General features: G+C 36.7%; 10 protein-coding genes. 9 read left to right on the top strand and 1 reads right to left on the bottom strand.

Annotated features, from left to right (window positions below; genetic code table 11):
- Window position 1 precedes the first annotated feature (1 nt).
- Window positions 2-1222: an RNA-guided endonuclease TnpB family protein gene (locus tag FJR04_RS06420; protein ID WP_168492839.1), complete on the bottom strand. Its 1221-nt coding sequence runs from the start codon at window positions 1220-1222 to the stop codon at window positions 2-4.
- 312 nt (window positions 1223-1534) lie between these two features.
- On the opposite strand from FJR04_RS06420, the gene ilvN reads away from it, so the two are divergent.
- From ilvN to FJR04_RS06380, 9 genes are all read left to right on the top strand, one after another.
- Window positions 1535-2053: an acetolactate synthase small subunit gene (gene ilvN / locus FJR04_RS06415; RefSeq protein ID WP_168492837.1), complete on the top strand. Its 519-nt coding sequence runs from the start codon at window positions 1535-1537 to the stop codon at window positions 2051-2053.
- Window positions 2054-2259: 206 nt separating this feature from the next.
- Window positions 2260-2382 carry a hypothetical protein gene (locus FJR04_RS26445; RefSeq protein WP_256366788.1) on the top strand — a complete coding sequence of 41 codons (123 nt, stop codon included), beginning with the start codon at window positions 2260-2262 and terminating at the stop codon, window positions 2380-2382.
- 174 nt (window positions 2383-2556) lie between these two features.
- Complete coding sequence (locus FJR04_RS06410; RefSeq protein WP_168492828.1) at window positions 2557-4602, top strand: nucleoside-diphosphate sugar epimerase/dehydratase; 2046 nt, start codon at window positions 2557-2559, stop codon at window positions 4600-4602.
- Window positions 4603-4658: 56 nt separating this feature from the next.
- Window positions 4659-5633: a hypothetical protein gene (locus tag FJR04_RS06405; RefSeq protein WP_168492826.1), complete on the top strand. Its 975-nt coding sequence runs from the start codon at window positions 4659-4661 to the stop codon at window positions 5631-5633.
- A complete protein-coding gene (locus FJR04_RS06400) occupies window positions 5620-6888 on the top strand; it encodes an oligosaccharide flippase family protein (protein ID WP_168492824.1) in 1269 nt (422 codons plus the stop codon). Before FJR04_RS06405 ends, FJR04_RS06400 begins: the two co-directional genes overlap by 14 nt.
- Complete coding sequence (locus tag FJR04_RS06395; RefSeq protein WP_168492822.1) at window positions 6863-8782, top strand: glycosyl hydrolase family 28 protein; 1920 nt, start codon at window positions 6863-6865, stop codon at window positions 8780-8782. Before FJR04_RS06400 ends, FJR04_RS06395 begins: the two co-directional genes overlap by 26 nt.
- A gap of 97 nt (window positions 8783-8879) precedes the next feature.
- Window positions 8880-10022 carry a glycosyltransferase family 1 protein gene (locus FJR04_RS06390; protein ID WP_254445215.1) on the top strand — a complete coding sequence of 381 codons (1143 nt, stop codon included), beginning with the start codon at window positions 8880-8882 and terminating at the stop codon, window positions 10020-10022.
- Between the two features lie 146 nt (window positions 10023-10168).
- Window positions 10169-11581 (top strand): hypothetical protein, encoded by a 1413-nt coding sequence (locus tag FJR04_RS06385; protein WP_168492818.1) that lies wholly within the window; start codon window positions 10169-10171, stop codon window positions 11579-11581.
- Between the two features lie 285 nt (window positions 11582-11866).
- Window positions 11867-13057, top strand: coding sequence for a glycosyltransferase family 4 protein (locus FJR04_RS06380; RefSeq protein ID WP_168492816.1), 1191 nt, complete (start codon window positions 11867-11869; stop codon window positions 13055-13057).
- The last annotated feature ends 2 nt before the right edge of the window (window positions 13058-13059 follow it).

Genomic DNA, 13059 nt, shown 5'->3' with positions numbered 1-13059 from the left:
CTCAGATATAAAGACACTGAGATTCTTTGATCGACGATATGACTTGCTCATACAGGATTTCTCCGGCACAAGTAGAGGCCTTATCTCCTAAAGCGTTGCTTGCGTCTAGCGCAAAAGTTCCGGTATGCCCTACCGTACCCAATCCTCGACTTAGGATATTTCTAGCTGCGTTTTCATCTCTATCCATTACACAACCACACTTGCAAGCGTGGGTTCTGGTGGATAGAGTTTTTTTGACGATTTCACCACAGCTAGAGCATTCTTGACTCGTGTATTGCGGATTAACTGCAACCGTGACTCTCTTAAATACTTTTCCAAAATATTCAAGCCAGACACGAAACTGATACCAAGATGCGTCGTTTATTGACTTAGCTAAACAATGATTTTTTACCAGATTTTTAATTCTCAAATCTTCATAGGATATCAAGTCGTTTGACTGAACTACGCACCGTGCTAATTTCACAGCATGGTCTTTACGTTTCCTACTTATTTTGAGATGGCGTTTCCCTAAAATCTGTCTAGCTTTGCCTCTATTCTTTGACCCTTTAACTTTTCTGGAAACACGGCGTTGAGAACGTTTAAGAACCTTTTCTCCTTCACGAAGAAACTTAGGATTCTCCACTATTACGCCATTGGAATCGGTGTAGTATTCTTTCAAACCTACATCTAATCCAATTGTATTTCCTGTTGGTTCTATATTTTCTTGGCGGTTAACATCAATGCAAAATTGACAATAATAACCGTCAGCCCGTTTAACTAATCTAACTCGTTTGATTTGATTGATTTGATAGAAATGCAAATCACGAGTTCCCTTGATCTTTAGCCTACCGATACCTTTTTTATCGGTAAAAGTAATAGATTTACGATCATCCGCAAGTTGCCATCCAGATGTTTTGTATTCAACAGAACGACAATCTTTTTGGAATTGAGGATATCCCTTTAAGCCAGGAATATTCTTCTTGCAATTATCATAAAAACGGGCAATGGAAGACCATGCTCTTTCAGCACTCGCTTGTCGTGCCATCGAATTAAGTTCATTAGCGAACGGAAAATTAGCAGCTAATACAGCGCAGTATTTCTGCAAGTCGTTTTTGCCTGTTCCCTGAACATCCATCCATAGCCGAATACAGCTATTGCGAACGAATTGAGCAGTCCGAATTGCATCATCTATTGCTGTTAACTGAACTGATTTTCCGTAAACTTTAAACTCAAAAACTAGCATTGTTCTTACCTTCCCTTCACTCTTATACTATTACCCCTGGCGTAAAACTGTCAAGGTAGTTGATATAAGGCTAGACTGTGGCAAAACGAACGTGTAAGATTGAAGGCAGTTAAAACCGTGGTCAGTGAGCTTGCCGAACTGCCCGTGTCGCTTGTATCTCAGCACTAAAGTGACTGAGCTTTACGCTTGCCGGATATTTCTGTAACGATTAAGTTTAGAATAAGAATTCAGACCGACAATTCAGCGTGGTAAAAACTAGCTTCGCAGTCATGAGTGCCGGTCTGCGTTCATGCCATGCTTTTTTAGTCGAAGATGAAACATACGCTGTCAGTTATCGTTGAAGATGAAGCGGGAGTTCTATCCCGCATTTCCAGTTTATTTGCTCGTCGGGGTTTTAATATTGAAAGCCTTGCTGTTGGACCAGCGGAACAGGGAGGGGTATCTCGGATTACTATGGTTGTACCTGGTGACGATCGCATTATTGAGCAACTTACCAAACAACTATATAAGTTAGTTAATGTTCTCAAAGTGCAAGATATTACAGAAATCCCTTGTGTAGAAAGAGAATTGATGCTTCTTAAAGTAAATGCTACTAGCAATAATCGTTCAGAAATTATTGAATTGTCTCAGATTTTCCGAGCGCGAATTGTTGATGTAGCTGAAGATTCTTTAACTTTAGAAGTTGTTGGCGATCCTGGTAAAATGGTAGCTATAGTTCAAGTTCTACAAAAATTTGGACTGAGAGAAATTGCTCGAACAGGTAAAATCTCTCTGACTCGTGAATCGGGTGTAAATACGGAATTACTAAAGTCTTTACAAGCAAAAATCTAGCTTGATTACAAGATAGTAAAGCAGCAGATATAGTGTAAATACTATGTTTGCTGCTATTATTTTATTTTGATTAGGAATTATGTCAAACTGGCGTTACTTAACAAGTGAAAACCTGATAAAAAGTTTATAGTTCAAGACAAAAAATAATAACCCATAAATTAATGTTCATGTTTGCTTAGTAAATATAAATAATATAGCACTGTGATGTGATTAATGAAGATAGATTATTGCAAATTATCACCCCAGAAGTAGGATATATTTTCATTGATCAGTTATTGATGCTATATGATTTGACACAAATAATTTCTGGATTCCCCTTTACAGGTTAATGACATGAAAACAGACTCAATCATTCTATAGAGTTAAGTAGATGAACAGAAAAATTTAAAGGTATGTGAAGAAACCAAAACTCTCTTTCTGTTCCCTTGCCCTTCTAGTTTTTAATTAAAGTTCCAGGTGTTTATCCAGTGAAAGCTTCTGCAAATTTTCCTGGAGATACGGATATGAATATCATATTTTTCGCTTCTCATTTCACTATTCAAAAAATAGTTAGTAATTTATCAATTCAATTAAGTAAAGTTAGAAATAGACATTGGTTTATTTGTGACATCATTATTTTTACCATCACACCATTGTTAGCATTGTTCTTGCGTTTAGACGGTAATCTAAATTTACAGGAATATATTTCACAATTAGGAATTGCGACAATTTTGTTTTTAGTAATTAAACTAATTGTCCTGTCATGCGGTAAATTTTATAGACGCTATTGGAGATACGCAAGTATTGAGGAAGTAATATATATAGTCACGTTGATGATGGGGATAATAGTTATCCAAACAACGTTGTTTAATATATTATATAAAACATTCAATTTTCCATTAGATAAGTTACCACAATCACTACCAATTCTGGAGGGATTGCTATCCTGTATTTTTGTGATTGTATTACGGTTTAGTTTTCGAGTTGTAGAAAGGTTAAATCATCGGCAAGAAATAGTTCAAAATAAAGAAAGAGTCTTGATTATTGGTGCGGGTAATGCGGGAGTTTCTCTTGTAGAAGATATGCAAAGAAATCCTCAATTTGGGGTTTATCCTGTAGGATTTATTGACGACGATATCAAAAAAAAGCAAATACATTTAAGAGGAATTCCTGTATTAGGCGATCGCTATCAAATATCCGAGATTATCAAAAAACTAAAAATCCAGAAAGTTATCATTGCCATGCCCACAGCTTCTGGAAAAGTAATTAGAGAAATTGTCGATATTTGTCAAACTAATGGAGTGCAACCTAGCACATTACCAGGAGTATATGAAATATTGAATGGTCGCATCAAATTAGATAGTGTAAGAGACATTAAAATTGAAGATTTACTCAGACGTGAACCAATTCAGATAGAAAGAGAAAGAGTCTCCAAATTTCTCAAAAATAAAACAGTATTAATTACAGGTTCAGGTGGATCAATTGGTAGTGAACTATGTCGGCAAATTTTCCGTTGTCACCCAGCGAAAATCATCCTAATTGGACATGGAGAAAACTCTGTGTTTAATATTCAACAAGAACTAGAACAACTGATCCAAACACTCAAAAACAACGGTAAATCAGCCATAAATATTCCGCAGATTTATACATTCATTGCTGATATTCGAGTGCAATCGAGACTAGAACACGCATTTGAAAGATTTAAACCAGATGTAATTTTCCATGCTGCGGCTCATAAGCACGTTCCCTTGATGGAATTAAATCCCGCAGAAGCAATTACTAACAATGTGATTGGTACAAGGAATTTATTACAAGTAGCACTGCAATATGATGTAGAACATTTTGTAATGATTTCCACAGATAAAGCAGTCAATCCTACGAACGTTATGGGTGCTAGTAAAAGAGTAGCCGAAATGTTAGTTTTACAAGCTGCAAGAGAAAGTGGTAAATCCTACGTTGCTGTGCGTTTTGGTAACGTTTTAGGAAGTCGTGGTAGCGTAGTTCCTACTTTTCAAAAACAAATTTTAGCAGGTGGACCAATTACAGTTACTCATCCCGATATTTGTCGTTATTTCATGACTATACCAGAAGCAGTTCAACTAGTTTTACAAGCATCTGTTCTTGGTCGTAGTGGTGAAGTTCTAATGCTCAATATGGGTGAACCAGTAAAAATTGTAGACTTAGCAAAAGAACTGATTCATCTTTCAGGATATGAAGTTAATAAAGATATTGACATCGTATTTACAGGGTTAAGACCAGGAGAAAAGCTGTTTGAAGAATTGTTTATTGAAGGAGAAGAGTATGAAAAAACTGAACATGAAAAACTGTTAGTTGTGAAAAATGCCAGTCAGATTATCCCTAGTTACTTGGATATTACTGTAGAAAGATTGTTAGGAGTTGCAGCTAAAAATGATACCCATTCTATTATCTTTTTACTGTCACAATTAGTAGCAGGTTATAAACCAAAATTCCCAGAAGAAAGCAGTGCCTTAGAATCCGCCAAATATGCTAATCACGGATCGAATATACAAGTAAATGTTCTAACAAATATCGAAAAAAAGAGCGCGTAAATATATCAAATGTTTGGATTTTGCCTTCATAAACTTGATAAACATTAATAGAGAATATGGAATTAAAAAATAGCAATAAAACGGAATCTTTTCTCCAAAAAATAGCAAAAACTTTTGTGAGAAGAAAGCAGGATTGGTCAATAGGAATTTATACAGGTGAATCACCATTTAAGTTAAGTTCTCCAGAAAATATCCAGAATCCAGTTCTAACAGCTAAAGATGTTACTGATATAACAGCCAAATTTGTAGCTGATCCATTTATGGTTTATGAAAATGGGACTTGGTATATGTTTTTTGAAGTTTTAAATGATGTAAATAATCGAGGAGAAATAGGACTAGCAACTAGTAATAATGGATTTAACTGGAATTATCAACAAATAGTCATCAAGGAAAACTTTCACTTGTCTTACCCTTATGTATTCAAAGTCAAAGATGAATACTATATGATTCCAGAAAGTTATGAAGCGAATTCGGTTCGGTTATACAAAGCCGTTGAATTTCCAACTCAATGGACATTAGTCAAAACATTACTAGAAGGTGATAATTATGTAGATTCTTCGATTTTTAATTTCGATGAGAAATGGTGGATATTTACAACATCACCCCAAGGAAATACTCTGCATCTTTACTATGCTGATGAATTAATGGGAAATTGGATTCAGCATCCCCAAATCCCTCTAATAGAAGAAAACTTAAATACATCCAGACCGGGAGGTAGAGTATTAGTTTGGAATGGTAAAATTTTCCGTTATACCCAAGATGTTGAAGGTAATTATGGTAATCAGGTGCGTGCTTATGAAATTACCAATTTGACAACTACTAATTATCAAGAAAAGGCAATTGTTGATAATCCAATTATTAAAGCCAGTGGTTATGGTTGGAATAAAATGGGAATGCACAATATTGATCCTCATCAACTTGATAATGGTAAATGGATAGCCTGTGTAGATGGTTATCAAATAGTATTTGTATTTGGCATGGCACAACATAAACAAGTCAAGAATATGACTAAAGCCAATGCTAGAAAATAAACCAACCCTACGGCGCAATTTCTCTTGGACTTTTGTTGGTAATTTTGTTTATTCAGGTTGCCAATGGGGAATGTTAGTAGTTTTAGCTAAACTTGGTAGTCCAGAGATGGTAGGGCAGTTTACCTTGGGTTTAGCGGTAACAGCACCGATAATGATGTTTACAAATCTCCAACTACGAGTTGTCCAAGTAACAGATGTTAAACAACAGTTTTTGTTTAGTGATTACTTGGGATTGAGACTAATATCCACAGGTTTAGCACTTCTAATTATTACATTCATTAGCTTCTCTGGTGGATATGAGACAGAGACATCTTTAGTTATTTTCTTAATAGGATTAGCCAAGGCATTTGAGTCTATTAGTGATATATTTTGTGCGCTAATTCAGCAGCATGAACAGATGGATAGAATTGCCATATCCTTGATAATTAAAGGAGTTCTATCATTACTACTATTAGGCATTGGCGTATATCTATCTAGACGGGTTTTTTGGGGGGTATTAGGGTTGGTTTTTGCTTGGATTGTGGTGTTATTTAGCTATGATATTCGTAATGCTTTAATAATAGTGAAGCAGAGGTCAGAATTACAACCCCGTTGGCATTTGCAAACCCTAGTAAAGCTTTTATGGCTCAGTTTACCCTTGGGATTTGTGATGATGTTAATTTCATTTAATGCCAATATTCCCCGTTATTTTATTGAGCGATATTTAGGAGAGAGAGAATTAGGAATCTTTGCTGCTTTAGCCTACTTGATGGTAGCAGGTGGAATGCTCATTAATGCCCTGGGAGAGTCAGCTAATCCCAAACTTGCCAAATATTATGCAGAAGGCGATCGCCTAGCTTTCCGTACTCTTTTGATGAAACTGCTGGGAATTGCGGCTGCACTAGGTGGAATAGGTGTCTTAATAGCCGTTATCGGTGGGCGATCCATTTTAACACTGTTATATAAACCTGAATATGGAGAACAAACAACGTTATTTGTTTGCTTGATGGTTGTTGCAGGAATTAACTATATGTCATCATTTTTGGGCTATGGAATGACCGCAGCACGATACTTTCGGATTCAAATGCCTTTGTTTATGACTGTAGCAAGCATCTCCGGAATAGCTTGTTTTTGGTTATTACCAAAATTAGGTTTATTGGGGGGAGCAGTAGCCCTTTTATTGGGATCAATTACCCAACTCATTATTAGTATAGGAGTCATGATCTATATCCTTTATAAACTTCAAAAATATGAAAATTCCCAATCAGCAGCATAGTTTAGTTAAACGTCGCCACGTTATTTACTTATTAACTTTTGGCGGTGTAACATTATCATTAATAGCCGGAAATACTTCTCCAGTTATTAGTCAGCCCAGGATTTTGGAAGTATACTCTACACCTAAAATTGCCAAAAAAAGCAGTAGCTATCAAGTTACAGTTAACGGTCAACCAATCTTCGTTCATAAATACAACTCCATTAGTTATGTTCACTTTGCTTTTGCTGGCATAGCAGACATTAATATCAGCTATAAACAACCAATCAAAAGCTATACCCTTAGCCCCAAAAGTGCCAATATTTCATCACGTCATAACAGCAATAAAATTTCTTTTTCTCTGCAAACTCCGAGAAAACTGATTCTTCATAAAATCAATGGAGTGAGTGAGGAATTGTATATTTTTGCAGACCCATTAGAAAATCAGAAACCTGATCAAAGTAATCCTAACGTCATTAACCTCATGAATTATGGCGTAGATAATACAGGTGTAAATGATGTTACTGATAAAATTCAACAAGCAATTGACGAAGTTTCTGCTCGCAAAGGAATTCTTTATATTCCTCCAGGAGTTTATAAAACTCAGCAACTTAATCTCAAAAGTAACATGACCATGTATTTAGCAGGTGGATCAGTTTTATTGGCAACAAAAGAGATCAATCCCTCCTATGGTCGTGGAGTCTTGCATTTAGAGAATGTTAGCAACGTTAAAATTATGGGACGTGGATTACTGTATGGAAATGGATCTTATTGGCGACCAAGAGGGGGATGGTACAGTTTAATTCAGTTGGTTAATACTAATAATATTAGTGTTGAGGATATTCTATTTATAGATGCGGCTGTAGCAAATGTTTGGATGGGTTACACAGATAATTGTACATTTTACAATGTGAAAATTTTGGCTAATCCTGAACCTATTTTTGCGAACACAGATGGCTTTGGTTTTTGGTCATCAAGAAATATCACCATTGATAATGTACTCTATAAAGGTACAGATGATGCTACTTCTCATGGCGGTAGCAAATTAAGAAGCATCACAAATAACGAGAATATTAATGTCAGAAATTCGGTTTTTTACAATTACTATTCTGGTGGCATCTTTAAAATTGGGACGACAGTAGAACAAGATGTTATTCGCAACATTACCTATGAAAATATAGATGTAGTTTTTGCAGGTGAATTATCAGGATTTTGGCCAGTGACAGGGGCAAACTTTGAAAATATTTATTTTAAGAATATTAGAGTAGAAGAAATAGTTAGCCAAAAAAAAGGAGATGCCTCATCTTCACTATTTCAGTGGCATATCATCAAAGCTAATTGGGAACCTACATCCACGCTAAATACTTTAGGGTATATTAAAAATATTTATTTTTATAACTTAAAAGTTGATGATCTTGGCAGAGAACCATCAATATTTCAAGGACATAATCGAGAAATAAATATTAGCAATATCAACTTTGATAATATGTATGTTAACGAAAAACTAATTACCAATCCCACAGATGCAAACTTTGAGCTAAAAAACCAATATGTTGATTTACAATTTACTCGTAGCAACCCTACAATTGTGGAAATAGTAGCAGCTAAATTGTATACCTCTAAATCTGATCATTCTGGGCATTTCCGCATCAATCGTACAGGTGATATCAGTCAGGATTTACAAGTTAAATACACAATTAGAGGCACAGCAAAAAATGGAGTTGATTATCAAAAAATCTCTAATTTTATCACGATTCCACCTGGAAACAAAGAGGTATATATTGACATTAAACCTATAAAAACTACTCAACAAAAAAGGATTTCAACCGTGATTTTAAGTTTAGAGAATATTCCGAATAAAAATGATTACCTAATTGGGTCAAACTTTTTAGCAGCAGTGAATATTTCAGAAGATTAAATTGACTAATTACTGAATTATCCGCTTGCTAATAATGGTGATTTTGTTCTGGGTAAAGCAATAGTTTTTTTATCTAAATAAGGAGTGAATGCAAATCATGAAACAGCATATTCTTCATGTTGTAGGCGGGATGAATCGGGGGGGGATTGAAACCTGGCTAATGAATATTCTCCGTCATATTGACCGCGATCGCTTTCAAATGGATTTTCTAGTTCATACCGATCAACCTTGTGCTTACGATGATGAAATACTCGCCCTTGGTAGCCAGATTATCCCTTGTTTAAATCCCTCAAATCCTTGGCTATATGCTGCCAATTTCCGACAGATTCTCCACAAACATGGACATTATGATATCATCCACAGTCACGTTTATCACTTCAGTGGATATGTCTTGCATTTAGCCCAACAAGCTGGTATACCAAACCGTATTTTCCATAGCCATTGTAGCTCGGCACTAGAAGCCAACCAAGGAATATATCGGCAATTGTATCTAAGGTTGACAAAATATTTGATTAAGTATCATTCTACTATTGGTCTGGGATGCAGCGAAGTTGTTAATGCAGATTTCTTTGGTCAAAATTGGCAAAACGATCTTCGTTGGCAAATACTTTACTGCGGTATCAATTTGACCCCTTTCCAACAATCTATAAATAGGTTTGAGATTCGCAATGAATTGAATATTCCAGCAGATGCTTTTGTTATTGGTCATGTTGGTCGCATTGAGAAAGAAAAAAATCATCAATTTCTTTTGAAAATATTCGCCACTATTGCCAGCCAAGAACAGCAAGCATACCTTTTAATAGTAGGAGAAGGTAGTTTAATCTCGGAAATCAAACAGCAAGCTAGGGATATTGGTATTGCTGATAGAGTCATCTTTGCGGGTAGTCGCCCTGATGTCGCCAGAATAATGCGGGGTGCTATGGATGTATTTGTATTTCCCTCCTTCACAGAAGGATTACCTTTAGTATTAATTGAAGCCCAAGCAGCAGGATTACCTTGTATTTTATCGGATGCGATTCCAGAAGAAGCAGACATAGTAAAGCAATTAGTCAAGCGACTTTCTCTCCACCAACCTGTTTCCGAGTGGGTTCATGAGATCCTGTCTCAACAATCTAAACTCTCTCATAATATGCAACCAGATTCTTTGGGACTTGTAAAAACTAGTCCTTTCAATATTGAAACTTCCGTACAGCAGTTGGAAAAGATTTATCAAACCCAGTTTACCAAAGCAATTTCATAATGAATCACAAAAGAACTTTCCCCAAAACTTATGTAAATAGCATCTTTATTTCTGTTTTTATCTGCTGCGTCATACTGTTGTGGTGTCTTCAAAGCTCAAAACAATTCGAGCATTGGTTTTTAATACCTGTCACATTAAGTGGAATTGTGATTGGTATTGATGCTATCAAATGGTTTCGCAATCACCTAAATATATTTGACCCAGTGGGAATTATCGGTGTATTAGGTTTCCATTTCTTTTTTTTAGCCCCCATACTTCATGTGAGTTGGGACCGTTGGTTAGAGGCTTGGTTTGACTATCCACCAGACTGGAGACCGTGGTTAGGTGGTATGGCAATCCTCAATTTATTAGGTCTTTTAGCATATCGCTTTTGCAGAAATCTCGTTGTCAAAAAACCAAAAAATCCGTCAACTCAAATTGTATGGCAAATCAATCTCAAGCGTTTTTATTTTATTGTTAGCTTTGCTATGATCTTTTCTGCGGTACTTCAGATTGGAGTCTATCAGCAGTTTGGTGGAGTGATGGGTTATATTGCTTCTGCCACTCAAGAGGGTGAATCAAATTTAGAAGGTATGGGAATTGTATTCTTATTTTCAGAAACTTTCCCTATCTTGGCAATGATGGTATTTAGTATTTACGCCCAAAAAAATAAACGTTTTCAATCTTGGCCAATATTAATTTTAGTTTTGCTAGTATTTCTAGTATTACAGATGTTTTTTGGTGGTCTTAGAGGCAGTCGTTCTAATACAATTTGGGCTTTATTTTGGGCGGCAGGTATGATTCATTTCATGATTCGTCCAATTACTAAAAAAGAAGTAGCTATAGGAATAGTTTTTCTGCTCTTTTTTATGTACTTGTATGGTTTCTTTAAAGCGGGAGGACTGGATGGAGTCAATACGGCGCTAGAAAGTCGTGAAGATGCTGCCCAATTGGAAGAGAAATCAGGACGAACATGGCAAGGCTTGCTGCTGGGAGATATTGGACGCAGTGATGTCCATGCTTATATGCTCTACAGATTGATGCTTCCTCATAGTGATTATGAATATGTTTGGGGAGAAACTTATATAGCAGGAGCAACTATTTTAATACCCAAATTCATTATGCCTGATAAGCCTTTTAAACATAAGGTTATGCAAGGAACAGAACTATTTTTTGGTAAAGGATCTTACAAAATGGGTGTATGGGAAACTTCCAAAGTCTACGGAATTGCAGGAGAAGCAATGCTTAATTTTGGTTTTTTTGCTGTCCCCCTAGCATTTATTCCACTAGGGATTTTGGTTGGCTGGGTTCAGCGTTGCCTGCTTAGTTGGAAATCTTCAGATAGTCGCTTGATTTTATTGCCGATGCTTGTCAATTTTTGTTTTATGGTGCTTACAAGTGACTTTGATAATGACATCTTTTTCTTAATCAAAAATAGTGGGTTGCCTGTTTTAGTTGTTTGGTTAAGTTCTCAAAAGGAATTGATAGATATAGTAGGTGATAGGGAACAGGTGACACTTCGACAAGCTCAGTGCATCGCGGGTGACAGTGCAAGAAGCCTTTTCTTGTCTAAGTTTTAGGATTAGTTGATGTTCTAACTGCCTTGTCCATTGCTATCAATCAATTTTTTTTAACTGATCATCAGTAGATTAAGTAATGTAAAAAAGTCTGGAGATAATTTCGTCGTGAGGAATTTATTGCTCATTTGAGGACTGAAGTCCTCACTACGAACTTTAAATGATTTAGTTGGTTTTACTTATTTTGTAGGGAATTTATGCAAAGTAAAAAATATCGTTTTTTTCGGTTTACCTACTTAACTGGCTTTCATATACGTACAGAAAAAACTCTTCATTTTGTCAAATGTTATGAATATTATCGTTGCACTTGAATACCGTTTCGATCGCACACCGGATGGAATGGTATGGACACAAACACAGTTCCCATATTCATTTTGGCAGCGATATCTGGAGGTTTTTGATCATGTGCAGGTGGTTGCCCGTGTTCGGAACTTACCCACAGTACCATCTGATTGCAAAGAGGCTAATGGCGATCATGTTTCCTTTACTGCTATTCCCTATTATATTGGACCAGTGCAGTATTTATGGCGATCGCTCCAAGTCAAACGGATTGCTCAACAGGCTGTAAATCCAGAAGATGCTGTAATTTTGAGAGTCAGTTCGACAATTGCCTCCTGTATCGAACCCAAACTCCGCGCTACCCATCATCCTTATGCTGTAGAAGTCGTTGCCGATCCTTATGATGTCTTCGCTCCAGGTTCTATTAGACATCCTTTGCGTCCGTTTTTCCGGTGGTGGTCTCCTCAAATATTGCGCCGACAATGTGCCAATGCTTGTGCAGCAGCTTATGTCACCAAAGAGGCTTTACAAACTAGATATCCTTGTCCTCATTATTCAGTAGGCATATCAGACGTAGACATCCCAGAGGAGTTTTTAATTTTAACTCCCCGTCAATTTCACCAGATGAAGACATTGCATCTGATTTTTGTGGGTACTTTAGCTCAACTCTATAAAGCGCCTCATATACTGCTCAGTGCCATGGCTATCTGTATACAAAAAGGAATAGACCTGAAATTGACCATGATTGGCGATGGTAAGCACCGCACTGAACTGGAGGAACAAGCAGCAGCCTTGGGTTTAAAAGAGCGAGTCTGTTTCCGTGGTCAGTTAGCGGCAGGAAAAGCTGTCACTACTGAGTTAGATCAAGCTGACTTATTTGTTTTACCTTCTTACCAAGAAGGGCTACCTAGAGCAATGGTAGAAGCAATGGCGCGGGGACTACCCTGTATTGGCTCAACAGTAGGCGGTATTCCCGAACTATTGCCAATTGAGGATATGGTAACGCCCGGTAATGTAGATGCTTTAGCCAGCAAAATCCAGGAGGTTGTGACTGACCCAGAACGCATGGCGCGAATGTCAGCCCGTAACCTAGAGAAAGCGAAAGATTATAGAGATGAAGTGCTGCGCGAGCAAAGAATTGGATTTTACCGTTATGTGCGATCGCAGACCGAAAAATGGCTTTTGACTCAGAAACCTTAGTA

This window comes from Anabaena sp. UHCC 0204 (genome assembly GCF_009711975.1).
Classification (GTDB): domain Bacteria; phylum Cyanobacteriota; class Cyanobacteriia; order Cyanobacteriales; family Nostocaceae; genus Dolichospermum.
The sequence above is the reverse complement of the archived record's forward strand: the minus strand, read 5'-3'. Positions and strand labels throughout refer to the sequence as shown.